General features: G+C 31.9%; 21 protein-coding genes and 1 riboswitch. Of the genes, 3 read left to right on the top strand and 18 right to left on the bottom strand.

Annotated features, from left to right (window positions below):
* Positions 1 to 6: 6 nt before the first annotated feature.
* The 3 genes from BC961_RS07165 to BC961_RS07155 are packed head-to-tail and all read right to left on the bottom strand — an operon-like array spanning position 7 to position 6,459.
* On the bottom strand, positions 7 to 4,341 hold the full coding sequence (locus tag BC961_RS07165) for a CusA/CzcA family heavy metal efflux RND transporter (RefSeq protein ID WP_121925190.1): 4,335 nt from the start codon (positions 4,339 to 4,341) through the stop codon (positions 7 to 9).
* Positions 4,342 to 4,397: 56 nt separating this feature from the next.
* Positions 4,398 to 5,792 (bottom strand): sensor histidine kinase, encoded by a 1,395-nt coding sequence (locus BC961_RS07160; RefSeq protein ID WP_121925189.1) that lies wholly within the window; start codon positions 5,790 to 5,792, stop codon positions 4,398 to 4,400.
* Positions 5,793 to 5,796: 4 nt separating this feature from the next.
* On the bottom strand, positions 5,797 to 6,459 hold the full coding sequence (locus BC961_RS07155) for a response regulator transcription factor (protein ID WP_121925668.1): 663 nt from the start codon (positions 6,457 to 6,459) through the stop codon (positions 5,797 to 5,799).
* Positions 6,460 to 6,654: 195 nt separating this feature from the next.
* Between BC961_RS07155 and BC961_RS07150 the strand changes: the two genes are divergently transcribed.
* Complete coding sequence (locus BC961_RS07150; RefSeq protein ID WP_121925188.1) at positions 6,655 to 8,760, top strand: LTA synthase family protein; 2,106 nt, start codon at positions 6,655 to 6,657, stop codon at positions 8,758 to 8,760.
* Between the two features lie 277 nt (positions 8,761 to 9,037).
* Here the strand turns inward: BC961_RS07150 and BC961_RS07145 are convergent, their stop codons facing one another.
* A complete protein-coding gene (locus BC961_RS07145) occupies positions 9,038 to 10,036 on the bottom strand; it encodes a zinc dependent phospholipase C family protein (protein WP_121925187.1) in 999 nt (332 codons plus the stop codon).
* Positions 10,037 to 10,133: 97 nt separating this feature from the next.
* Here BC961_RS07145 and BC961_RS07140 point away from each other — a divergent pair, with 97 nt between their 5' ends.
* Complete coding sequence (locus BC961_RS07140; RefSeq protein ID WP_121925186.1) at positions 10,134 to 10,874, top strand: YoaK family protein; 741 nt, start codon at positions 10,134 to 10,136, stop codon at positions 10,872 to 10,874.
* Here BC961_RS07140 and BC961_RS07135 read toward each other — a convergent pair.
* The 14 genes from BC961_RS07135 to BC961_RS07070 all read right to left on the bottom strand — a co-directional run bounded on the left by BC961_RS07135 (position 10,867) and on the right by BC961_RS07070 (position 25,741).
* Positions 10,867 to 11,772, bottom strand: a complete 906-nt coding sequence (locus tag BC961_RS07135) for a YeiH family protein (protein WP_394345443.1) — start codon at positions 11,770 to 11,772, stop codon at positions 10,867 to 10,869. The genes BC961_RS07140 and BC961_RS07135 overlap by 8 nt on opposite strands.
* A gap of 144 nt (positions 11,773 to 11,916) precedes the next feature.
* Entirely contained in the window at positions 11,917 to 12,816 is a 900-nt protein-coding gene (locus BC961_RS07130; RefSeq protein WP_121925185.1) for a LysR family transcriptional regulator, read from the bottom strand.
* Positions 12,817 to 12,837: 21 nt separating this feature from the next.
* The gene (locus BC961_RS07125; RefSeq protein ID WP_121925184.1) at positions 12,838 to 14,865 is read right to left on the bottom strand and encodes a hypothetical protein; all 2,028 of its coding nucleotides are present in this window, start codon (positions 14,863 to 14,865) and stop codon (positions 12,838 to 12,840) included.
* Positions 14,866 to 14,926: 61 nt separating this feature from the next.
* Positions 14,927 to 15,673 carry a 3-oxoacyl-[acyl-carrier-protein] reductase gene (fabG, locus tag BC961_RS07120; protein ID WP_121925183.1) on the bottom strand — a complete coding sequence of 249 codons (747 nt, stop codon included), beginning with the start codon at positions 15,671 to 15,673 and terminating at the stop codon, positions 14,927 to 14,929.
* 212 nt (positions 15,674 to 15,885) lie between these two features.
* Positions 15,886 to 17,202, bottom strand: a complete 1,317-nt coding sequence (locus tag BC961_RS07115; RefSeq protein ID WP_121925182.1) for a Na+/H+ antiporter NhaC family protein — start codon at positions 17,200 to 17,202, stop codon at positions 15,886 to 15,888.
* A gap of 56 nt (positions 17,203 to 17,258) precedes the next feature.
* A riboswitch (SAM-I-IV-variant riboswitch) is annotated at positions 17,259 to 17,356 on the bottom strand.
* Between the two features lie 128 nt (positions 17,357 to 17,484).
* Positions 17,485 to 17,907: a hypothetical protein gene (locus tag BC961_RS07110; RefSeq protein ID WP_121925181.1), complete on the bottom strand. Its 423-nt coding sequence runs from the start codon at positions 17,905 to 17,907 to the stop codon at positions 17,485 to 17,487.
* 210 nt (positions 17,908 to 18,117) lie between these two features.
* Complete coding sequence (gene sucD / locus BC961_RS07105; RefSeq protein WP_121925180.1) at positions 18,118 to 18,990, bottom strand: succinate--CoA ligase subunit alpha; 873 nt, start codon at positions 18,988 to 18,990, stop codon at positions 18,118 to 18,120.
* 96 nt (positions 18,991 to 19,086) lie between these two features.
* Positions 19,087 to 19,449, bottom strand: coding sequence for a nuclear transport factor 2 family protein (locus tag BC961_RS07100; RefSeq protein ID WP_121925179.1), 363 nt, complete (start codon positions 19,447 to 19,449; stop codon positions 19,087 to 19,089).
* A 1-nt stretch (position 19,450) separates the two neighbouring features.
* Positions 19,451 to 20,380: a UDP-3-O-(3-hydroxymyristoyl)glucosamine N-acyltransferase gene (locus BC961_RS07095; protein WP_121925178.1), complete on the bottom strand. Its 930-nt coding sequence runs from the start codon at positions 20,378 to 20,380 to the stop codon at positions 19,451 to 19,453.
* A 91-nt stretch (positions 20,381 to 20,471) separates the two neighbouring features.
* Positions 20,472 to 21,038: an elongation factor P gene (gene efp, locus BC961_RS07090; protein WP_121925177.1), complete on the bottom strand. Its 567-nt coding sequence runs from the start codon at positions 21,036 to 21,038 to the stop codon at positions 20,472 to 20,474.
* 139 nt (positions 21,039 to 21,177) lie between these two features.
* The gene (gene lpxA / locus BC961_RS07085; RefSeq protein WP_121925176.1) at positions 21,178 to 21,963 is read right to left on the bottom strand and encodes an acyl-ACP--UDP-N-acetylglucosamine O-acyltransferase; all 786 of its coding nucleotides are present in this window, start codon (positions 21,961 to 21,963) and stop codon (positions 21,178 to 21,180) included.
* An 83-nt stretch (positions 21,964 to 22,046) separates the two neighbouring features.
* Positions 22,047 to 23,435, bottom strand: coding sequence for a bifunctional UDP-3-O-[3-hydroxymyristoyl] N-acetylglucosamine deacetylase/3-hydroxyacyl-ACP dehydratase (locus BC961_RS07080; protein ID WP_121925666.1), 1,389 nt, complete (start codon positions 23,433 to 23,435; stop codon positions 22,047 to 22,049).
* The gene (gene lpxD, locus BC961_RS07075) at positions 23,428 to 24,471 is read right to left on the bottom strand and encodes a UDP-3-O-(3-hydroxymyristoyl)glucosamine N-acyltransferase (protein WP_121925175.1); all 1,044 of its coding nucleotides are present in this window, start codon (positions 24,469 to 24,471) and stop codon (positions 23,428 to 23,430) included. Before lpxD ends, BC961_RS07080 begins: the two co-directional genes overlap by 8 nt.
* A 40-nt stretch (positions 24,472 to 24,511) precedes the next feature.
* Positions 24,512 to 25,741 carry an HD domain-containing protein gene (locus tag BC961_RS07070; RefSeq protein WP_121925174.1) on the bottom strand — a complete coding sequence of 410 codons (1,230 nt, stop codon included), beginning with the start codon at positions 25,739 to 25,741 and terminating at the stop codon, positions 24,512 to 24,514.
* A gap of 318 nt (positions 25,742 to 26,059) precedes the next feature.
* Here BC961_RS07070 and BC961_RS07065 point away from each other — a divergent pair, with 318 nt between their 5' ends.
* Positions 26,060 to 26,548: a GbsR/MarR family transcriptional regulator gene (locus tag BC961_RS07065; RefSeq protein WP_121925173.1), complete on the top strand. Its 489-nt coding sequence runs from the start codon at positions 26,060 to 26,062 to the stop codon at positions 26,546 to 26,548.
* Positions 26,549 to 26,568: the final 20 nt, after the last annotated feature.

The following is a 26,568-nucleotide window of genomic DNA, read 5'->3' as shown; positions in this document are numbered from 1 at the left end:
GTTTTCTTAAAAATTTAAATAGTGTAAGTCTAATTGTGTTTGATTGTATTGTAAAATGGTGTCTAAATAATCTACTTGTATGGTTGTAGCATTTTCTAAACTTTGTATGTATTGAAAAAAATCTATTTCACCATGCTTGTAGCTATTATTTCCAACCTTAATAATCTCATCCGACAATTTTTTTCCGTACATGTTGTAGTAATTTATCGCCTCTTGATACTTGGCTAACTCGTTTGTTTTTTGATTAATATACTGTTGAATTTTAAACTCTTCATTTTGCTTTTGTTGTTCCCAGCTTTGCATTTCTAGCTTTGCCACTTTAGTTTTAGAAACGTTGCCATTAAATAATAATGGAATAGCCACTCCTACTTGAAATCCATATAAAGATTGCGAAAGACCTTTGTCTCGACCTTGAAAATAATCTAAGTTAACATCTGGTAACCAGTGTTGTTTTTGTAATTCTAATTGATTCTTATACGTTTTAGAAACACTTTCTAGATAAACATTATATGCATATCTAATTTTATCATCACTATTAGCGTTTAAAAGCTCCATAGTTTTATTTTCGATTACTATTTTTTCGTCGCTTTGTATTATCGAATACAGTAATTCATATTGTGCTTTCTTATCATTTTCAATTTGAGAAAGTTTTGTTCTGATCTGTCTGAACTTAGCTAGAGCAGTTATTTTTTCTAAATAATTGGTCTCTCCTAATTCGAATCGTCTGTCACTTGCTTTTGAAAAATTTTGATACAGACTGTCCAAATAGTGATACAGTTTTTCTTGATTTTGTAAGTAAACAATATGTTGATAGGATTTAGAAACCGCTAATGAAAGCTTGTTCTTTTCAATTTCAAAACTTGCTTTTTCTTTTTCAAATTCAGAAGTATATACTTTCTTTTGTGCACCGTAAACAGTGGGAAAAGAGAAGCGTTGCTGTACTCCAAACACTTTTAATGGCTCATTAGTCGTAGTCAAATTATTTTGATCGTAACTATAGTAAACATTAGTTTTCTCAAATGTGTAGGCGTTGCTGATATTAGCTTTTGTTTTATCAACTTGCAATTGAGCTGCTTTGATTCCTTTATTATTTTGAATAGCCTTTGCCATCAAGCTTTCTAATTCTGGATTAGAGTTTTGAGAAAAAGCGAATGAAGTGAATAAAAAGAATGCTATGATGTACATACCGCTTTGGTGCTTTTTAAATTTTGCTTTTTTAAATTCTTTGCTGTCAAAAACTTTAAATAGAATAGGAAGTACAATCATTGTTAAAATAGTAGCTGTGAAAAGTCCGCCTATAACAACCGTTGCAAGAGGTCTTTGAACTTCGGCACCTGCAGATGATGAAATTGCCATTGGTAAAAAACCTAGAGCAGCAGCAGCAGCAGTTAATAAAACAGGACGTAATCGATCTGTAGTTCCTTTTAAAATTAATTCGTCTATATCTTTCATTCCTTGGTGCTTTAGTTCTTTAAAATGTTCAATTAAAACAATTCCGTTTAATACTGCGATTCCGAAAAGAGCTATAAATCCAACTCCAGCTGATATACTAAATGGTAGATCTCGGATCCATAGAAATAAAATACCACCTACAGCTGAAAGCGGAATAGCAGAATAAACCATTAATGCTTCTTTTACAGACCCAAAAGCGAAATACAACAAAATAAATATTAAGAATAAAGCGACAGGTACTGCAAGCATTAATCGTGTTTTAGCGCTTTGTAAATTTTCAAATTGTCCGCCATACTTTATGTAATAACCAGCAGGCAATTTAATATCATTATCTACAATTTTTTGAATGTCTAGAACTACACTTTGTAAATCACGATTTCTAACATTAATTCCGATAGCAATTAGTCTGTTTGTGTTTTCTCTCGAAATTTTAGCTGGACCTTCTGTGTACTCAATTGAAGCTAATTCACTTAATGGAATTTGGTCTCCAGTTGCGGTTGCAACATATAAATTACGTAAATCATCTATATCGTGGCGGTTTTCTTGATCTAGACGGATAACCATATCAAATCTTTTTTCACCTTCAAATACATTTCCAACAGTTTTTCCGGCAAAGCCAAGGGCAATCATTTCATTTAAATCTGAAATATTAAGGCCATATCGCGCGATTTTAGAACGATCATAAACTACTGACATTTGAGGTAGACCCTTTGTTTTTTCGATAATAATATCTGATGCACCTTCAACTTTAGCAATAGCGTTTTTAATTTCGTGTGCTTTTTTTGCTAAAATATTTAAATCCTCGCCAAATATCTTAACAGCGACATCAGAACGAGTTCCTGAAATTAACTCGTTAAAACGCATTTCGATAGGTTGTGTAAACTCAATTTCCATGTTGGGAATTTCATTTTCAAGTGCTGCTTTAATTTTATCTGCTAGTTCGTCTTTATTTGAAGCGGAAGTCCATTGCGATTTTGGTTTTAACTTTACAATGACATCACTTTCTTCCATTGACATTGGGTCAGTAGGAACTTCTGCAGCACCGATGCGGCTTACGACTTGCTCTACTTCTGGAAAATTTTTCAATATAATTTTTTCAATTTTCGTGGTAATTCCGATAGTTTTTGTGAGCGAAGTTCCTGTTTTTAAAACGGGCTGAATAACAAAATCACCTTCATCTAATGTTGGAATAAATTCCCCACCCATTGTAGTAAATAATGCTCCACTTAAAAGCAATAAACCTAATGCTCCGTATAATACTTTTTTAGTATTACCAATCGCCCATGTAATTACAGGTAAATACCAAGAATTTAATTTTCGAATTAATTTACTCGAAATAGAATTCGGATTCTCTGCTTTTGGTTTTAAAAATAAGGAAGAAGCGACTGGAACATAAGTAAAACAAAAAATCATGGCTCCAACTAAAGCAAAACTAAAAGTCATTGCCATAGGTCTAAACATTTTACCTTCAATTCCTGAAAGCGATAAAATAGGAATAAATACAATCAAAATAATCAATTGGCCAAAAATAGCCGAATTCATCATTTTAGAAGCGCTCTTGTAAGTGATTTGGTCAATTTCTAATTGTCGTTCTTCTCTTTGCATTCCTACTAAATGCGCTGATTTACTAGCAATTTGGAACGCAATAAATTCCACAATAATTACGGCTCCATCTATTATAATTCCGAAATCAATCGCACCAAGGCTCATTAAGTTTGCATCTATTCCAAAAATATTCATCAACGAAATAGCAAACAATAAACACAATGGAATAACAGATGCAACAACTAACCCTGAACGCCAATTTCCTAATAAAAGGATGACAACAAAAATTACTATTAAGCATCCTAAAATCAAATTCTCAGCAACAGTAAAAGTTGTTTTTCCAACTAACTCACTACGCTCTAAGAAACCATTAATATAAACGCCATCAGGTAGTGTTTTCTGAATTTCAGCAACTCGGTGTTTAACATCGTCAATAACTTGCTTTGAATTACCGCCTTTCAGCATCATTACTTGACCTAATACCTTCTCGCCTTCTCCATTTCCTGTGATTGCTCCAAAACGATTAGCATGACCAAAACGAACTTGCGCTACATTTTTGACATAAACTGGTAAACCATTTATATTTTTTATAACTATATCGCCAATGTCAGACAAGGAATTTACTTTTCCTTCACCTCTAATAAAAAAGCTTTGATTTACCTTTTCAATATAGGCACCACCAGCAATACTATTATTTTTTTCTAATGCTGTGAAAACATCCGTTGTTGTAATGTTCATTGCTTTTAAACTCGATGGATTAATTGCAATTTCATATTGTTTCAAAAAACCACCCCAAGTATTAATTTCTACAACGCCTTTTATACCAGATAGCTGGCGCTTCACTACCCAATCTTGAATAGTTCGCAAATCAGAAACTGTATAATTATCTTTAAATTCTGGCTTAACCTCTAATGTATATTGATAGATTTCTCCAAGTCCTGTGGTTATTGGGCCCATTTCTGGTGTTCCAAAACCTTGTGGAATTTTCTCAGATGCTGCTTTTATTTTTTCAGCGATCAATTGTCGAGGTAGATAAGTTCCTAGACCATCTTCGAAAACGATAGTAACAACTGATAAACCAAATTTAGAAATAGAGCGGATTTCTACAACTCCGGGCAAATTTGCCATTTCAATTTCAACTGGATACGTGATAAACTGTTCAATATCTTGCGTAGAAAGATTTCCAGATGTAGTAATAACTTGAACTTGATTGTTCGTTACATCAGGAACGGCGCCAATTGAGATTTGGAAAATAGAGAATAATCCAAATAAAAAAATACCGAGAGTGAAAAGCAAAACAATGAGTTTGTTTTTTAAACTGAAAGCAATTATTTTTTCAAGCATTTTTATTTTATTTACACATCAAAAGTAATACTTAAAGATAAGGATAACCTTAAGAACTACTTAAGTTCTGCTTCATGTAAACTTAAAATTACTTTTGTTCCAATATCCTCTTCACTTGTAATTCCTATTTCAATTGATAATAACGCACACAATCTATTCACAATTGAAAGTCCTAATCCTGTTCCCTTAATTGCAGGATGATCTGTTGATTTTGAGCGATAAAAAGGATTAAATACTTTCTGTAAGTCGTCAGTAGGTATCCCTATGCCAGAATCTATAATATGGCATTCCATTTTATTAATGCTAGAAATTATTTTAATAGTTATGGAATCTTCTTGATTTGAATATTTAACCGCATTCGATATTAAATTATTAATTATAATTGAAAATAAATAATTATCAGTATCAGTATAAAAATCTCTTGTGAAATCAGTTACGATAGTAATGTTTTTCGACTGAATCTTCGAAGAATAGCGCGCAATAGCATCTAAGAATACTGCATTTAAGTATACATTGTCAATATTCAAAGTCTGCTTTTGGTTTTCGAATCTAGCCAATAATAAAAGTTGATCAACTAAATGATTTAATCGATCTACTTCGTTTACACAAAAATTTATTTTTTCTTGATATTCCGCCGTATCTCTAGGTTTTCTTATTAAAACTTCAAGCGTTCCTTTAATTACAGTTAGCGGTGTTCTTAACTCATGCGATGCATCTGATGTGAATTGCTTTTCTCTTTCAATTGCGGTTTCTACTCGGTCTAATAAACTGTTAATAGTTTGAGATAAAACATATAATTCATCTCTATTTTGCGGTAAAGGAATACGAGAAGTTAAGTTGTCTTTGGTAATTATATTCGAAGTCGTAATTATCGAATTTATAGGTGCGATACTTCTTCCAGCAATAAAACGAGCAATAAAGAACAGTAAAATCAATATTAATGGATAAGCGATACTGAGTATTTCTGATAAATTAAGTAAAACTACAGAGGCACCTTCTAGCGACATTGCAATTAATATATATCCTACAGCTGTAGAACCATCAAAAATAGGTACTTGAATCTGCCGAATTTTATTACCTAATATTTTGGTGTCAAATAATTCGTTGTCAGCTACTTTTTTGTTAAAATGCAAAACTTGATTTTTTAAGTTAGGCGACTTTTCAATAATAGTTCCCTCTTTATTTAAAAACTGAATAAAAACGGGATTTACATCAACCGTATTATGTTCGCGCTCTTCCCATTCCTCCATATGAATCAGGGAGAAAGAATTGTTTTTTATTTCAATTTCGTTTAAATGATTTTTAACTTCTTTAGAAATATCAGTATTTAAATGATTGTAGACGCTTAATTTCACGATCGAATAGATCACAAAAAAAACTACAAAAATTAATAATGCTGTAGTAATAATGTAATAAGAAGCAATTCTATTTTTAAACGAAAGTTTCTGCATTTTTTTAATCGTTAGCTATATAACCCACACCGCGGACGGTTTTGATATAGTCTTCTTCTATTTTTAAATTTAATTTTTTACGTATTGCATTTATAAAAACATCAATCACGCCAGTATCGTATTCAAAATGAATATCCCAAACATCTTCAATAATTTGAGTTCTAGTGCACACTTTTCCTTTATTTTTAACCAAATAAGAAAGTAACTCAAATTCTCTTTGTGTCAATGCAACTTCATTTTGATTAACTGACACTAGATGTTTAGCACTGTCAATCTCTATAGTTCCAAGTGTCAAAATTTCTTGATTATCTATATTCCTAAAATGAATTTTTATACGTTCTAGAAGTTCGTCAAAACTAAATGGTTTCTTGATGTAATCGTTGGCACCTGCTTTAAGTCCTTCAATGGTTTCTTGAACGGTATCTTTAGCTGTCAAAAATAGAATTGGAGTTATACTATCTTTTAGTCTAATTGCTTTACACAATTCTAAGCCAGTCATTTTTGGCAACATCCAATCTAACAAAATTAAATCAAAATGCTCTTTTTGTGTGATTTCAAGTCCTTGTAAACCATCTGAAACGCTAGACACATGATAACCCTCTTCTTGTAATCCTTGTTTTAGAAATTGTACAATTCCTGCTTCATCTTCTACAATTAAAATATGCATAGTATCCATTTTCTGTAAAATTAGGATTTATTATTAAAGTGTTGTTTAAACAACCTTCAAACTTATTCTTTTAATTTCATAGTTAATAGCCGATAGATTCTATCTTAAGCCAATATTAATCTTATAAAAAACATTAAGCAATTCTTAAAAATTTAGTAACATAAATTACTATATTTTTGCGTAAAATATAAATATATGAATTTATCTAAAAAAGCTTCTCCGTTTTATTACTTACTACTGTTTTATGTAGCTGTAAGCTTTATCGTGCGAATAATTCTCTTTTTTCATCCTATTACGCAAGCTACTTTCTCGACGGTAGATACATTATCCGTGTTTTTATTAGGATTTATTTCAGACTTATTTATTTTTATATTGATGAGCGGATTTCTATGGCTCTATCTTATTTTTATTTCGAATAGTAAATATCACAAACCGTATGGTTATATTATTTTTGGATTATTTATCGCTTTATTCTTGTACATTTTATCAGGTAAATCAGTGCTCAATGAGTACGGTGGCGCATTACCAAAAATAGGTTTAATCTTCGTAGGATTAAAAACCTTATTATTTGGATTACTTCTTTTCTTACCTAAATATCGTAATCCTATTCGTTTTTGGTTATTCTCTTTTGTAATCTTTCTGTATGTGGTATTAATTCTTCAAAATGGAATTAGTGAATACTTTTTTTGGAATGAATTCGGGGTTAAATATAATTTTATAGCTGTAAACTATCTGATTTACACTAATGAAGTTATTGGTAACATCATGGAATCCTATCCTGTTATTCCAATTTTTTCTGCACTATTCATAATTGCTGGTCTAGTTACTTGTTTTATAGTAAAAAAGTCAAAAGTATATATTGAAAATGTTCCAACATTTCTAGAAAAATTGAAGATTTCTGGAATTTATGTAATTCTAATTATCCTCTCTTTATTTTTAATTCCAGCCTTGGCAAAAAAGGAAAATGCCCAAAATATATTTGCCAATGAATTACAAGCAAATGGTATTTACAAATTCTATTTGGCATTCATGAATAGTGAATTAGATTATTATAAATTCTACAAAACAGTTCCTAATACTGAAGCTTTTGCCCAACTAAAAGTTCAAATCCCGTCTATTACAGGAGAAAATACTTTAAGACATATAAAAAGTGAAGCATCAGAAAATCATAAAAATGTAGTTCTAATTACAATAGAAAGTTACAGTGCTGAATTTATGAAAATGTTCGGTAATGAGCAAAATATAACACCCTTCTTAGATAGTTTAGCCACTAAAAGTTTAGTTTTTACTAATTTATACGCCGTGGGAAATAGAACAGTTCGAGGTCTTGAAGCTGTAACGCTTTGTTTCCCTCCTACCGCTGGTGAAAGTGTTGTAAAAAGAAAAGACAATAAAGATAAATTCTCAACTGGATCTATCTTCAAAGCAAAAGGTTATGATGTAAAATACATGTACGGTGGCGATGCTTTCTTTGACAATATGGAAGATTTTTTCGCTGGCAACAGTTATGACATTGTGGATAAAAAGACTTTTTCATCAAGTGAGATTACTTTTGCCAATATTTGGGGAGTTTGTGATGAAGATATGTATAACAAATCTATCAAAATCATGAATGAAGAAGCGCAAACAGGCAAGCCGTTTTTTAACCATATCATGACGGTGAGTAATCATAGACCGTTCACGTATCCTAATGGGAAAATTGATATTCCCGGCGATGCAAAATCACGTGATGGTGGTGTTAAATACACTGATTATGCAATGAAAAAATTCTTTGAAATGGCAAAGAAACAACCTTGGTTCAACAATACGGTATTTGTTATTGTAGCTGATCACTGTGCTTCAAGCGCAGGTAAAACAGAACTTCCTGCTGATAAATATAGAATTCCAGCGATGATATACAGCCCTGGTTTTGTTGAGCCGCAGCACTACACAAATTTAATGTCACAGATAGATGTTATGCCAACAGTTTTAGGTTTATTAAACTTTAATTATCAATCTAAGTTTTATGGTCAAGATGTTTTAAAACCAGACTATAAGCCTCGAGCTCTAATTGCAACGTACCAAGATTTAGGATTAATTAAAGATAATATTTTGACAATAATATCTCCAAAACAAAAAGTGAAGCAGTTTCAGTTAACCTTACGACCAGATCAAAAAGTAGCAACTGAGTTTCAAATTTTCTATGATCAAGTACCATTAAAAAAAGAAAGAGCAGATTTAGTCAATGAGACGATTTCCTATTATCAAACCGCATCTGATATCTTAAAAAATAAGAAATACGAGAAAATTAAGTATCATTAAAATTGGTCAGATCAATATTCTCATCCTTTTTAATTTGTCTTAAATAGACGAGAGTCCTTCAGATATAATCAATTTTTACTTAGAAATAATAGATAAGTAGATGTAAATCAATTTGTGATAAATTGGTGGTTAAGAAATTAAATTACCTGTCAAGCAAAAATAAAATTCTTTCTACCATTACTTTTTCAGCTGATAAAGTAGAACTAAATCTTTATAAAAAAGAAAAAAAAAACGGCTGAGATATTATCCTCACCCGTTTTCTAATTGTTTGTAAAGCTTATTCTTTTTCGTTTAGCAAACCAAAAAGTCTTCCGTGTTCAAAAGTCTTCAAATCCTTTCTCAAGTATTTACGGTTGCGCTTCGTAAGTTCCTTTGCATCTAATTTACTCAAATCTGGTTTTCCAGCATTAACCCAAGCAGTATACCAGAAGCTAGAAGTCACCGTTATCGCTTTTCTCATTTGCTTTTCAACCATTCCGTTCAACTCTGTGTGGAATCTATTAGCATACTCATCAGAATATAACATTCCTCCGTATTTATTTTTAACAACTGCTCCATTGGAATCAGTAACGTACATTTTGTTTTCAGGAGTTGCTGTTCTCAGTTTTTTGTCCGCAGCTAATAAAGGTTCTACTAAACTGTGCGTATCAAACATTAATTCCCAGATTGCTGCGTCAACATTATCTAAGTACTTTCCTTCTGGAACATTTAATTTATAATCCTTAACAAATAATTCCGGCAAACGACTTTCCCATAAAGAGTGAATTCCTTTTTGGTTTGTATTTTGACCATCATGATTGTCAGAAGTGTGTAAAGGCATGTGCGCATCGGCGATATAATGACCTAAATCACCTGCAATAAATAAAATTTCATTTTTTCTTTTGTCTTTAAAAGCTTTCGTTAATTTTACCATCATATCTTGAATATGCCATGGTAAAATACCGTTTTTATCTAAAAATTTGTCATCATATTTCTTTTTTGCCTCTTCCATAGTTTTTGGAAATGTCGCTACATCACCAAAATTTTCCATGTCAAAATAATGACGAGCAGGTTCAACTTTATCATTCAAGACATTTCGTCGTAAGTCTGGAACACTAGATTCTTGTGTAATATAATCGATGTGATTATAAAAGAAAGTTTGTAATGGAGCTGGCAATGCTAAAACTGCTCCTCTATTAATTCTTTCATGTCCAATAACTCCCCAAGATATTACTAAAAAAGCAACCACAAGAGTAGATAAAGCGATAAGCGTAGGCTTAATTTTAAAATTTTTCATTAAATTTAGTTTTTAGAAGTACAAATGTATTTCTTTAAATCGTTATTAGAAATAATTGGCGTTTAAGATTCTGTTAATTAGAAAGAAAATCATATTTATGTTTCGTCATCAAGGTAAAAACAGAACTTTTATTCACAATCTTCGTTTAGCAGTCCTTTTGTCATTTGTTGCAGGAATTGTTAACATTACTGGAGTTTTGTCACTGCAAACCTTAACTACAAATGTTACAGGTCATTTTGCATTCTTTGCTGAAGAAGTAATGAAACAAGATTATGTAGGAGCACTTACTTTTTTACTATTTGCCATTTTCTTTCTATTGGGCGCTTTTACCTCTAATTTTTTAGCGGAGTTGATTTCTAAAAAGTACCCTAATTTATCACACGTAATTCCTATCTCTCTAGAAATGTTAATTTTATGTATGATTGCTATTTTTGGCGCTCAAACTAATGTAATTATCATTGATGGAAAATGGTTAGCCTTTGCAATGCTCTTCGCGATGGGAATTCAAAATGCTTTGGTAACTAAAATATCTCAATCAACAGTTAGAACTACGCATTTAACAGGCCTATTTACTGATCTTGGTATCGAATTATCACAATTGTTTTTTTATAAAAAAATAGAAGAAAATAGAAAGTTAAAGACGAACATTTATTTGAAACTTTCTATCATAAGTTTCTTTTTCATTGGTTGCGTTTCTGGAGGTTTCTTATTTGGCACTTTAAAGATAAAAACACTTTTCGTCGCAGTATTATTTTTATTAATTGCACTTTTATATGATTATATCAGAATGCAGTTTCATGTCATCAAACGCAAAACTATGCAACATAAATCTAGTTGAAGTACATGATTGAAAGTAGCGCAGCTGTTGCTATAAAAATCCAAAGTAAAACTCCTTGAAACAACGGTTTTACACCAACAGATTTAAGGACATTGAAATTCAATCCAGCTCCTATTAAAAATAGGGTAATTGTTAATCCTATTTTTGCAATATCTACCAAATAAGGTGCTACAATTGCTGTTTGAGGAAGATAAGTATTTAACAGCATTGCTATGATAAACAATCCAATAAAGTATGGAATTTTAACTTTACTTGATTTATTTTTAAACATAACAGATGTTAATAAAGCAACTGGAATTATCCATAATGCTCTAGCTAATTTCACAGTTGTCGCGATTTGTAGTGCTTCAGGTCCATATTTATTAGCAGCACCTACAACCGAACTTGTATCGTGAATTGCAATAGCACACCATAATCCAAACTCTTGCTGGGTAAGATCTAACCAATGTCCGATTGCTGGAAATAAAAATAGAGCAACAGAATTTAAAATAAATATAACTCCAAGAGCAACTGAGGTTTGCTTTTCATCTGATTTCAGAACTGGTGCAATGGCAGCAATAGCACTTCCGCCACAAATAGCAGTACCGCAAGAAATTAAATGAGATGTTTTTTTATCAATTTTTAACCATTTACCAATTAAAAGTCCTAAAATTAAAGTACAAAAAATCGAAGCTACGGTAAAAATAAATCCTTCTTTTCCCGCTGACAGTGCACTGTTAACGTTCATTCCAAATCCCAATCCAACTACAGATATCTGCAGTAAAATACTAGTTGCTCTATGATTAAGATGTAAGAAGGGATGACCTGAAAGATTAGCTACTATTAATCCTAGCAGTAAAGCTACTGGCGGAGAAATTAGACCACTTAAACACAAAAGTGTTAAAATAATAAAAATTATTTTTTGAAAACTAGGACTTACAGCAAGGAATGCGCTAGTGTTTTTCTGAGGTATTATATTTTGATTTTTCAAAACAAAGTTATTTAATTATTACCCTACAAAGATCAGTCGATTAAATAACATTCCATCATCACAATAAGAACTCTAGTATAACGGTAAGTTATAGTAAGTGGCTAGTGTTTTAATAAATAAATCTGAAAGAGAATCTTTTTTACCTTGCAAACTGATAATATAGAAATAGCGTTCAATACTTAAATTTTTTACATCTAATATTGCGAATTCATTATTTTTAAGTTCTTTTTCAATCGAGTAAATTGAGATAAATGCAACGCAATCAGAATTTAATAAATAGGATTTTATACTTTCAGTACTGCCTAATTGCATCTCTAAGTTCAAATCTGATAGTTTGAGTTGAAATGGATTTAAAGCATGTTCAATAACTTCAAGTGTTCCAGAGCCTTGCTCCCGAATTAGAAAATTCATTTGCTTTAAATCGTCTTGATTTACTTCTTCTTTGCTAGCAAAAGGATTAGAACTCCTGCACACTAATACTAATTCGTCCTTTAGAAACGGTGCGTATTTTATAGACTTATTTTTAGATGCACCTTCAACAATTCCAATTTCAATTTCTTTACTTAATAATGCACTTTCAATTTGATCCGTATTACCATTTAGTAAATTGATTTTAATGTTTTCCATTTTCTGATGAAAACGTGCTAGAATTGGTGGTATGATATATTGCGAAATGGTAGTGCTTGCGCCTATTCGTAATACTCCTGATCGTTCATTTATAAGAGCACTCATATCAAAATCAATTTCTCGATAAATATCAAAAATACCCGCACTATGTTTTAGTAATACTTCTCCAGCAGTTGTCAATGATATTGTTGAGCCATTTCTTTCAAAAAGCTTAATTTTATATTGTTCTTCTAGTTCACTTACGTGTTTAGAAATTGCCGGCTGAGTAATAAACAATTCTGTCGCAGCTTTTGTAAAACTTAACCGTTTTGCAACGGTATAAAAAACTTTTAGTCTAAAATCCATAATTTTTGTATTTTCATTCTTTTACAGTAGACCGTTGTATTTGCGAACAAACCATTCCGTCGCTAATAAAATTGATATAAAAACTAATAGCCAGATCAAGTCAACCAATGGAGTTTTAACAACAATGTTTTTCTGGATTGCTTTATATTCTTCATTTTCTAAAAGCGATTTGATTAAAGCGTCGATTTGATTTGGAAAATAAGCTTTAGCATTAGTTTGAGCTGCTAATTGAGTCAACTTCTCAACATCTGGATTTACAAATTGCTTTTCGATATCAAAATCAAGAATCTCAAAATTACTAGAATATACATTGTTAGTATTTAGTTCTCTCAAAGTGAAATTATATGCACCAGCTTTAAGTCCATCAAGATTAACTTTGTAATAATTACTACTTTTTAGCAAGTCATAATTTTTAGTTTCTTTCGTTGTGCTATTTGTCACAGCTATTGTCAAACGAGCTTTTTCATCAAACTCGTAATTTTTATTAAAATACTGAGCTGATATTTCAATTCCCGCACCAAAGTTATAAAATCGTTCGTGCTCAACAACTAAAGATTTCTTTCCTGCAGTTGTGGATAAAAATTGAATTATTTTATCAATAAAAATATCATATTTTTCAAAAGATTGATTCGCAACATGAGTTTGCAATCTCCATTTCCATGTATTTTCACCAAGAAGATAGGCGCTGCGCCTGCCTTGATTTTCAGTAAAGGCAAGTAAAGGAAAATTTGTATCTATGTTTCGAATTTTAGATGAAAGCAAAACAGAAACCGATCCATTCACACTGACTGTTCCGTATGGATTTTGTAATGGAGGTAAATTTTCAAAACCAATATTTTCAGTTGAAAAAGCATTAAACTGCCCATTAAAAACAGCCAAGTAGTCCTCTTTTCCAGCACTCATTTTAAAACTCAAATTATTCTGTTGTTGGTTTAAAAAAGTAAAGTCGGTACTGTTACCAGTAATTATAAAAGTATTAATTCTAGCTATTTTATTGCTTTCGAATAGCGATTTAAATTCAGTTGTGGGTTGGTACAAAATCAAAACATTATAATCTTGTAATGATTTGATTTCATTGGGTTTAAGAATAGTTACTTTGCGTTGAACATTACTTTCAATAGCTCTTTTAAATGAACCTAAATCAGGATGATTAATACTTGAAACAATAGCTATATTAGTTTTTTGATCAATGACTTCCACAACAAAATTCTTAGTGTTGTTATAAGTATTTTTCTCTTTTTCTACAGATGATATACTAGCTTTATATATTTGTGTGCCAATTTTATCTGCAGGTAAAAGTACCTTAACTGTGACAGTTTTTGAATTAGCGGAAAACGAAATACGTTGCTTACTTAAAAGCGAATTCCCTTGAGAAACTGTAAAGTCTGCTGTTAGATCTTTCGAACCAGAGTACTGTAAAAAAGCTTCTACAGGAAACTTGTTCTTTAAAAAAGCGTACTTATTAACATTTAATTGATTTATTTTCAGATCTAAAAAACGAGTTGTGTCACCAACGATTATTGGATAAACCTTATTTGCATCTCCAAAACTGTATAGATAATCATTTCCTGATGTTTGATTACCATCAGTAATTAAAACAGTAGGATACAACGTGTATTTATAAATACTTTTTAAATCTTTTCCAGCCTTAGCAATATTAGTTTGCGTTCCTTCGAAATCAAATAATTCTGAAGGTTCAAATTCATCTGAAAAACCATACGATTGTACTTCAAATTTATCTTTAATTTCTTTGTTGGCACTTATTTGTTTGTACGCTTCAATAGTTTTCTCATTACTATTTAAAAATGAAATTGAGCTCGAATTATCGACTAGTAATGCCAAAGGTGTTTTAACAATTTCAAATGTATTCTTAGTAATTATTGGATTTATAAGTAATATTAAAATCGAAAAAATAGTTAGAAAACGTAAAAAAGCCAAAAACAAATTTACTTTAGATTCGTTTTTGACTTTAAAAATATATTGAAAATAGGACAAACTCCCCGCTATTAATAATGAAAGAAGTAGTAATAGCAGCGTCGTTGTTGTCATATTCCAGCGGTAATTAGAATTCAGTTTTTAAATATTTATTTAAAAACGGATTACTTTAGTATTAAGTAAGCATTCCTCCACATACGTTCATCACTTGTCCTGTTACATATCCGCTCATATCTGAAGCGAAGAACAGACAAGCGTTAGCTACATCTTCAGTAGTTCCGCCACGTTTCAATGGTATGCCATCTCTCCATCCTTTTACAACGTCCTCATTTAATTTTGCTGTCATTTCGGTTTCTATAAACCCAGGAGCAATAACATTACAACGGATATTACGAGAACCTAATTCTAAAGCGACTGACTTAGAGAATCCAATAACTCCAGCCTTCGAAGCTGCATAATTCGTTTGACCTGCATTTCCTTTTACTCCTACTACTGAACTCATATTAATAATCGAACCAGCACGTTTCTTCAAGAAGGTCTTTTGAATGGCTTTTGTCATATTAAATACTGATTTTAAATTCACATCAATCACTTTGTCAAAATCTTCTTCAGACATTCGCATTAGTAAGTTATCTTTAGTGATTCCAGCATTGTTTATCAAAATATCAACTGTACCAAATTCTGCTAAAACAGCCTCTACAAAAGTTTGTGCTTGATTGAAATCAGCTGCATCAGATTGATATCCTTTTGCCTTGATTCCAAGAGCATTTAGTTCGTTTTCTAAGGCTAAAGCTGATTCGACCGAAGAACTGTATGTAAAAGCTACATTTGCTCCGTGCTTAGCAAAAACTTCAGCAATTCCTTTTCCTATTCCGCGACTTGCGCCAGTAATTATAGCTACTTTTCCTTCTAGTAATTTCATATTCTAAAACTTAGTTTAATTTTTATTTGGAGCTTTTCCTGCTATTCGCTACAATCTTTTATTTATGTCATTGCTTCGTTCCGCGCAATCAACAAAAATAAAAGGATTTTCACTTCTATCAGGGCTATTTTATATCTGCCAAATATATAATATTTACTTTTTTAAAAAAAATTGAAATCCATATACATTAATGTAAATGCCTTGTTTTAATTTTAAATCAGTCGATTAATCCATTTATCCCAGAAATTAATATAAATAGCAAGCAATGTAAAAATAAGTAACAGTAAATGATACCAAGCATTAGAAATCAAATCGAAAAAATTTAACTGACCATTAGCAAAACTTAATATTAATAAAACTTGAGCACCATAAGGTAAAATTCCTTGTATTACGCAAGAGAATATATCTAAAATTGTAGCAGTTTTTCTCGCATCAAGTTGATATTCATCGTTAATTTCTTTCGCTATTGTTCCTGTGATTACAATGGATACCGTGTTGTTAGCAATTGCAAGATTAGTGAGACCAACTAAAGTTCCAATTCCCATTTGCGCTGATTTTTTACTTTTAATTCGTTTTTTGACTTGGAATAAAACATAATCAATTCCGCCTGCTTTTTCCACCATTGCAGCTAATCCGCCAGAAAGCATAGATAACAAGAATATCTCCGTCATACTTGTAAATCCTTCATATATCTTTTGAGCAAAAACCATAAGCGTTAAGTCACCACTAAAATATCCGATCAGTCCAGCAAATAAAGTTCCTATAATCAAAGTAGAAAAAACGTTTACTCCAATGACTGCAAGAACAATGACTAATACGTAAGGTAAAATTGTAAGCCAATTAAAGTCATTTACGGGAATGGTAACCGGAACAATCTCAGAGTTTAATCCTAAGTAAAAAAACAATGCAATCGTTACAATAGCTGCGGGTAGAGCTATAAATAAATTGATTTTGAATTTATCTTTCAGTTTACAGCCTAATGATTGAGTTGCGGCAATTGTTGTATCTGAAATCATTGAAAGATTGTCTCCTAACATAGAACCACCTAGCAATGCACCAGAAATTAACGGTAAAGATGCACCGCTTGTCGTCGCTAAAGTAACAGCAATGGGACCAATAGCAACTATAGCACCTACAGAAGTACCTGTCGCTGTAGAAAGAAAGGCTGCTATTAAAAAAATTCCTAGTGGGAAATAAGCAACATCAATATTATTAATACCTAGACTTACAACTGCGTCAACTCCGCCGGTAGCTTTACTTACCACAGCAAAAGCTCCAGCCAAAAGATAAATAAGACACATAGTCATAATTTTGCTTTCTCCGCAACCATCAATTAATGTATTTACTTTTTCTTGCGTTGAATTTTTAAATAATAAGAATGCTGCTATTATACCTACTAATACAGCAACCGGTGAAGGAAGAGCATAGAAATCATTCAGAAAAATTCCAACTCCTAGAAAAGTAGTGATAAAAATAAATAAAGGAATTAGTGCGAATGGGTTACCATTATTTTTTGCATTTTGGATCATAATCAATTTTTGAATTAAAATTGCTACAACGATAAACTAAAAAGCTAAATGGGAATAAAAACAACATTTTTTCCAAAGGATTTGGCTTATCGTTTTAGCACCTTGCTCGTTGTTGCAGGTTGCTATCTCATAATTGAGATTCGTGATAACGGTTGCAAAAGTAGTTCATATTTCATTATAAAAACAAACAAAAATTAGCATTTATTATTATTATTATAAAACAAAAAAGACCTTACCGAAGTAAAGTCTTTAAGAGATAATAGTATATTTATTGGTTATAACTTAAAAAGCTACATTCCATTTTGGTAATCTTCCGTTTTCATCTAAGAAATTTTGTAATACTTGACCTTCCACTGCAGTTGGTATTGCTTTACTTTTATCATTAAAAGTTTCGTACCAAACTACTTCTAAAGTAGTAATATCTTCTTTTTTCATTTGCGCTGGCCAAGAATATTTTCTTCCTGTTTTTGCAAATTGGTGTCCTTCAACAATTTTGTCATTTAAACCACCATTTTTAATTTTCAAAGTTCCGTCATTTTGAACGGTTCCAGTAGAACCTACCATAATTAACTCTTTCTCTTCTCCAACAGCATAAACTAGAAATACGCCTGAACCTTCTGATGCATTGCAAACTTCTGCTAAACTATCTTCTGCTGTAAATGAAAACTGATTGGTAACTTTGAATTTTTTTAATTCCTTGTACATATATTATATTTTTATTTGAATTGGCTTCCTCAAATAGAGCTCTAAAAATCTTGAGCAGTATCTAAACCATTCGTTTACGTTTGTTATTTATTAAAAAAACTATAAATCATCTATTTTTAATAAAGTGCAAAGGTATTCTTTAATTCCATTTTATAATAAAAAAGCCTCACAAAATGCGAGGCTTTTAAAATATTTGTATTTAGAAAAAGATTATCCTAAAACTTCTTTTACTTTTTTACCAATCTCAGCTGGAGAATCCACTACGTGAATACCGCATTCTCTCATGATTTGTTTTTTAGCTTCCGCAGTATCGTCAGATCCACCAACAATCGCACCGGCGTGTCCCATTGTACGTCCTGCTGGAGCAGTAACTCCTGCAATGAAACCGACAACTGGTTTACGATTACCATCAGCTTTAATCCAATGAGCAGCATCAGCTTCTAATTGTCCACCAATTTCACCTATCATTACGATACATTCTGTTTCTGGGTCATTCATTAACAACTCTACTGCTTCTTTTGTAGTAGTTCCAATAATTGGATCTCCACCAATTCCGATAGCAGTTGTAATTCCTAAACCTTGTTTTACAACTTGGTCAGCAGCTTCGTACGTTAAAGTTCCTGATTTAGAAACAATACCTATAGTTCCTTTTTTGAATACGAAACCTGGCATAATGCCAACTTTAGCTTCACCAGGAGTAATAATTCCAGGACAGTTAGGACCTATTAATCTTGCATTTCTTTCTTTAACATAACTGTTTGCTTTAATCATGTCAGCAACAGGAATTCCTTCTGTAATTGCAATAATTACTTTAATACCTGCATCTGCAGCTTCCATAATTGCATCAGCAGCAAATGCTGGCGGTACAAAAATGATAGTTGTGTCAGCTCCTGCTTGTTCAACAGCATCTTTTACAGTATTGAAAACAGGTCTGTCTAAGTGAGTTGTTCCACCTTTTCCAGGAGTTACACCACCGACAACGTTAGTTCCGTACTCAATCATTTGAGAAGCATGGAAAGTTCCTTCACTTCCTGTAAAACCTTGAACAATTATTTTGGAATCTTTATTAACTAAAACACTCATGATATATTATTTTATGTAGTTTTTAAAATTGTTATGCAAAAGTATAAAATTGTAAGCAGTAAATGGGTATCGCCTATTCAGTATTTTAGTACTTAATTATGATAATTGACTCATTTGATATCCTCGATACAATTTATTGTCTTTTATTTCCCAAATAACAATAAAATGCGCCAATAGCATTTCTTCTCTTGGGTTTTCAATCGTTTTCACAAAATGAGAATATCGTACAGAAACTATATCCTGTTCTGCAATAATGTGGCTAATTCTAACTTTCGAACGAACATAAGCTTTACTTAATTCGCCTGAAAGATTTAGTAGTGCATCGTAGTTTAATTCAACAAATCCTTTGCTGCTATTCCACTCCACGATAATATCGGGATGTACAAAATCTTTTAAAACTTCACTATCAATTAAAGCATCAGACTTATAAAATTTCTTAACAATTTCTTTAGCAGACATATTATTTTATTTTATTTAAAATTTCAGGAATTTTTTTGATATTGGCTAACTGCTTCAATTTCTCTCTTGATTCTTCTATAGGTGTTCCAAAGTAAGATTTACCACCTTCAACTGATTTTGTAACTCCAGTTTGCCCGAGTATTACAGCCTTAGCACCAATTGTAATTCCGCTTGTGGTTCCTACTTGGCCCCAAATAGTTACTTCATCTTCGATGATAACGCAACCAGCAATTCCTGCTTGGGAAGCAATTAGACATTTTTTTCCAATAACTGTATCATGACCAACATGCACTTGGTTATCAATTTTTGTTCCTTCGCCAATTGTTGTGTCACCAGTGACTCCTTTATCAATTGTACAAAGTGCACCTATTCCAACATTGTCCTTTATTACAACTCTACCTCCAGATAGTAATTGGTCAAATCCTGCGTCTCGCTTTTTATAATAGAAAGCATCTGCACCAAGTACTGAACCTGCATGAATCATCACATTATCACCAATGACCGTATGATCGTAAATCGAAACATTAGAGTGAATTAAGCAATTTTTTCCAATCACAACATGATTTCCAATAAATGTATTTGGCTGAATTACAGTTCCTTCTCCTATTTTAGCTGAAGTAGAGACAGAGGTATTCGAAAATTGAAAAGGCTTAAAGTAATTCGTCAATTTGTTGAAATCTCTAAAAGGATCATCTGAAATTAGCAGTGCTTTTCCAGTTGGGCATTCAACATTCTTATTTATTAAAATAATAGTTGCCGCAGAATTTAATGCTTTATCGTAATATTTTGGATGATCAACAAATACGATATCACCTGATTCAACAACGTGGATTTCATTCATTCCCATCACTGAAAAATCCTTATCGCCAACGAATTCGCAACCAATAATAGTTGCAATTACTTCTAAAGAATAAACCTTGGGGAATTTCATATGTATAATTAGAAAAATTGTCAATTAGAAAATGAGTCAATTGAAACGGTAGTCAACTAATTGACTCATTGAAAAATTATCTTAATTAGGATTACTCTTTTACACGTTCCATGTAATTTCCAGAAGTAGTATCAATTTTGATTTTGTCACCTTCATTGATAAATAACGGTACATTTACTGTTGCACCAGTCTCAACTGTTGCTGATTTTGTAGCATTTGTAGCAGTATTTCCTTTAATTCCTGGCTCTGCATACGTTACTTCTAGCACTACAGATGATGGCATATCTACTGAAAGAGGTAAATCAGTTTCAGTATTAATACTTACCATTACATTTTCTCCTTCTTTTAATAAATCAGGTGAATCTAAGATATTCTTATTCATAGAAATTTGCTCATACGTTTCTACATTCATAAAGTGAAACAAATCACCTTCGGGATATAAATATTGAAATTTATGATTTTCTACTCGTACTTCCTCGATTTTGTGACCTGCAGAAAATGTATTGTCTAAAACTCTTCCAGTTGTTAAACTTCTTAATTTAGTTCTAACAAAAGCAGGACCTTTACCTGGTTTAACGTGAAGAAATTCTATGATTTTATAGATGTCATTATTAAACTTAATGCACAACCCGTTTTTAATATCTGATGTAGATGCCATTTATGTATTTTTTTATTCCTTCAGCAACATTTCTCAATAAGAAGAAAAGCTGAAACTGGAAATTTGTTATTTATTATTTTTATCTTTTTGTGTTTTTTTATTCTAGTTTAAATTCGCTCTCGCTAATGAAAGCATTGAATTAGTAATTTCCAGAATATCCTTTCATTACACCACGAGAGGAATTTCTAATGAAATCAATTATCTCATCTCTTTCGGGAGTTGCTTCCATTTCAGCTTCAATAATTCCTAAAGCTTGAGTTGTGTTGTAATTTTTTTGATAAAGAATTCTATAGATACCTTGAATTTCTCTGATTTTTTCAGAAGTAAATCCGCGTCTTCTCAATCCAACTGAATTAATACCAACATACGACAAAGGTTCTTTTGCAGCCTTAGTGTATGGAGGAACATCTTTTCTTAAAAGAGAACCACCAGAAATCATTGCGTGATCTCCAATACTTATAAACTGATGGACTGCTGATAATCCGCCAATTATCGCATGATTTCCTACTGTAACGTGTCCGCCAAGTAAAACTCCATTTACAATAATTACATTATGACCAATGTGACAATCATGTGCGATGTGAGCCGTTGCCATAATCAAGCAATTGTCTCCAATCGTAGTTTGACCTGATGCAATAGTTCCTCTATTAATGGTTACACATTCTCTTATAGTACAATTGTCGCCAATTATCGCTAGAGAATCTTCTCCCCCAAATTTTAAATCCTGTGGAACCGCTGAGATTACTGCACCGGGGAATATATTACAATTTTTCCCAATTCTTGCTCCCTCCATTATGGTTACATTCGACCCAATCCAAGTTCCATCTCCAATAATCACATTGTTGTGAATAGTAGTGAATGGCTCAATGACTACATTTTTGGCTATTTTGGCGCCAGGATGTACATACGCTAGTGGTTGATTCATCAGCTATTATTTATATTTTAAATTTCTTAGAATTAGAACGCAAAAAGTAATTACTAAAGTATTTATTGCTTTCTTTTCTAAATCTATTGTTTCTTTGCAATTTGAGCCATTAATTCCGCTTCAGCAACGAGTTTACCATTGGCGTAAGCATTAGCTTGCATGTGACAAATACCTCTTCTAATAGGTGTTATTAAATCACATTTAAAAATTAAAGTATCCCCAGGAAGTACTTTCTGTTTGAACTTCACATTATCAATTTTCATGAAATAAGTCAAGTAATTTTCAGGATCTGGAACGGTGCTTAAAACAAGTATTCCTCCTGTTTGAGCCATAGCTTCCACAATTATAACTCCTGGCATTACTGGAGCTTCTGGAAAATGTCCTACGAAGAAATTTTCATTCATTGTAACATTTTTCATCCCCACAACATGACTTGCAGACATCTCAATAATTCTATCAATAAATAAAAATGGAGGTCTATGAGGAAGAACCGCCATAATTTTATGAATGTCCATCAAAGGTTCAGCGTTTAAATCATAAACAGGAACATAATTTCTTTGTTCAATTTTTATAATTTTCGCCATTTTCTTAGCGAACTGCGTATTCACAAAGTGACCTGGTTTATTAGCAATTACTTTTCCTTGTATTCTAGTACCAATTAAAGCTAAATCACCCACAACGTCTAACAATTTATGTCTTGCAGCCTCGTTAGGATAATGCAAAGTAAGATTGTCTAAGATTCCGTTTGGTTTAACCGTAATTTCATCTTTACCAAAAGCAAGCTTTAAATTCTCCATCGTAGATGCAGAGATCTCTTTATCAACATAAACAATAGCGTTGTTTAAATCACCACCTTTTATTAAACCATTTTCTAATAATGATTCCAATTCATGCAAAAAGCTGAAAGTTCTAGATTGCGAAATTTCAGTTTTAAAATCAGAAATACTTTTCATGTTTGCATTTTGAGTGCCTAAAATTTTAGTACCAAAGTCAACCATAGCAGTTACACAATAATGATCACTTGGCATCACTAAAATTTCACTACCTGATTCTTCATCAGTAAAAGAAATAACTTCTTTTACAACATATACGTTTCTCTTTGCATTTTGCTCTTCAAATCCAACAGACTCAAGGGCTTCAACAAAATATTTAGACGAACCATCCATTATAGGCAGTTCTGAAGCATTTAATTCAATTATAACATTGTCTAAATCACATCCTACTAAAGCAGCCAAAACATGTTCTGGAGTTTGAATTTTAACTCCAAGTTTTTCCAAATTAGTTCCGCGTTGTGTATTTACAACGTAATTTGCATCTGCCTCTATTATTGGGTGTCCTTCTAAATCTACTCGAACAAAAGTAAAACCATTATTCACCGGAGCAGGTTTAAAAGTCATTTTTACTTCTTTACCGGTATGTAATCCAACTCCAGTTAGCGAGATTTCTGTTTTGATGGTCTTCTGTTTAACCATTGTTTCCATTTTTTTGGTTTAATATTTGTTTCTTTAATTCTTTAATTTCATCAACAATTTTAGGCAAGTTCTTAAAATGAACAAATGATTTGCTAAAACTATTATATCCAAATGCTGGGCTACCCTGCAAAATTTCATTATCTTTTATATTCTTACCGATTCCAGCCTGAGCTTGAATTCGAACATTGTCGCCAATGTGTAAATGACCAGAAATTCCAACTTGACCGCCAATCATTCCGTTTCTACCAATCTTAGTAGAACCTGCAACTCCTGTTTGAGCAGCAATGACAGTGTTTTCACCAATTTCAACATTATGTGCAATCTGAATTTGATTGTCTAATTTGACTCCTTTTCTAATAATTGTCGAACCCATTGTAGCCCTATCAATCGTTGTACAAGAACCAATATCTACATTATCCTCTATAATAACATTACCTATCTGAGGTATTTTAGTGTAGGTTCCGTCTGGATTTGGCGCAAAGCCAAAACCATCTGATCCAATTATAGCTCCCGAATGCACCGTGCAATTGTTTCCAATTATCGTCTCTGAATATATTTTTGCACCTGCAAATAAAGTGACATTATTTCCAACTACAACATTATCTCCAAGAAAGCAATTGGGATAAATTTTCACATTATCTCCTATCAGTACATTTTCACCTACATAACTAAAACTGCCCAAATATAGGTTTTCTCCATGTATTACACTAGGCGAAAGAAAAGAAGGTTGTTCGATCCCACTTTTATGCTGTTTTACTTCATTATAATAAGCTAGTAGTTTTGAAAAAGCTGCGTATGCATCTGGCACTTTTATAAGTGTAGTGTTCAAACCTGATTCCGGAACAAAAGTATCATTAACTATTGTAACAGAGGCTTTTGTAGAATATATAAAATTAAGATATTTAGGATTTGATAAGAAAGTAAGAGAACCCTCAGTACCTTCTTCAATTTTTGATAACCTAAAAACTTCTGCTGCTGGGTTACCAATTACTTCTCCTTCTAAAATCCCCGCTATTTGTTCTGCTGTAAATTTCATTGCGACAAAAATATAAAAAAATAGATTTTAAACGGTGTTTTTATAACAGTTGTTTTGGAAAACAGATGTAATACTTGGTTACCGATTTTGATAATGATTTTAAATTCAGTTGGTCTGATGACTCAATTACGTCTTCCACCGAACTATCTTTTTTCAAAATTCGTATTGGATCCGCTTCTTTACTGTAAGCCTGATTTTTTATTTTTCCCTTAAAAATGAAATAATTGGTATCAGCTATAGAAATGTTATTTTCTGCAGCGAAGCGCTCTTTCAAAGGTTGTAATTCCTCTAAATCTACTTTTTCATTAGTCAGCTTTATTTTAAGTAAATCGCGGTTGACAATCATTTTACTTAAAGTTGACAATATAAAGTCATCATTTTTTTGCCAAGCTTTTAGAGCACCAATAATATCGAAGTCGTCTAATTGAGCAAATAAATCTAAAGTGTCAGCATCAAAAGTTTCCATTGTTACCTTATGTTCCATGAAAAACAGTAATGGCTCACTGCAAGAAAGCTTCACTCCTTTTAAGGTTAATTCCTTAGCTCGTTTTAAAATTCGCATCAAAATCAACTCTGCTACTAAACTGGTTTTATGTAAATAAGCTTGCCAATACATTAATCGTCTCGACATTAAGAACTTTTCGACAGAATAAATTCCTTTTTCTTCAATAACCAAATAATCCTTATCGACATTCATCATTTGGATTAACCGTTCTGAATTTACATTACCTTCCGCCACACCAGAATAATAACTATCTCGTTTCAAATAATCCATTCGATCCATATCTAACTGGCTCGAAATCAATTGAAGCATAAATTTTCGATGATACTCCCCTTTAAAAACTTTAATCGCCAAATCAAGTTTGCCTTTAAATTCAACATTAAGTTGGTTCATAAAAAGCAATGAAATTTCTTCATGATGCACTTCTTCCACTATACTTTTTTCCATTGCGTGCGAAAAAGGTCCATGTCCTATATCATGCAATAAGATTGCGATATACAAAGCATTTTCTTCCTCTGGAGAAATAAGAATTCCTTTGAAACGCAACACATCGACTGCTTTTTGCATTAAATGCATGCAACCTAAAGCGTGATGAAAACGAGTGTGATTTGCTCCTGGATAAACTAAGTACGATAATCCCATTTGAGAGATGCGTCGCAATCTTTGAAAATAAGGATGCTGAATTAAATCGTAAATTAATGCGTTTGGAATTGTGATAAACCCGTAAATGGGATCATTAAATATTTTAAGCTTATTGATTTGACTCACTATAAGTTTTTTTTAGGTCAACAAATATAAGGAAATAACATTCTAAATCAGAAATCGTAGTCTAAGGCTAAAAAATGATTAGTCCGATAAGTGCACTATTTTAAAAATATCAGAATGACTTTTACCAAAAAAATTAATAAAATCCCAAATAGTACTAAATCCACGACTGCAGAATTTTTAATTTCTTTTTTTACTTTTTAATAATCATAATCTGCAGCAAGCTAATACACTAGGATAAATGTTAAAAAGATTAACATTATTTTAAGTTCGTTTAGTTCGGTAATCTATGAACTAAACGTAATTTTGCAAAAAAAAATTATGCAAAAAATACAAAAAGAACGCGAAGAGCTTATTGAGATGTTCGGACTTCATTTTGAGTTGCTATATAATTTGCCACCACTTGGTTCTCGAATACTTGGATTATTAATAATTGATGGTTGCAAGTCAGGGTTAACATTTGAAGCAATAGTCGAAAAAATGAAAGCCAGTAAAAGCTCTGTTTCTACAAACTTGAATTTACTTTTAAAAATGGATAAGATCACTTACTACACCGTAGCTGGTGATCGCAAAAAATATTTCAAACCTTCACCTTTTAGTGAAAGATTAGCAAATTATATCAAATTACTGGAATTTGAAAAGAAGATAATTGATCGATTAATTGATTATCGAGAAAAAACAGTTTCTTGTTCGGAAGAGCAATATAATATGGAGAATGTAAAAGCATATAAAAATCACGTTTGTGAAGTTGAGGAGCTTTTAATAAAAACCATAGATCATTTTAAAGAAATCGAAAAGAATAATTCTTAAATATAAATACTTAACCCAAT

Source organism: Flavobacterium weaverense (assembly GCF_003688495.1).
Classification (GTDB): Bacteria; Bacteroidota; Bacteroidia; order Flavobacteriales; family Flavobacteriaceae; genus Flavobacterium; species Flavobacterium weaverense.
This window is presented reverse-complemented; position numbering and strand designations above follow the sequence as displayed.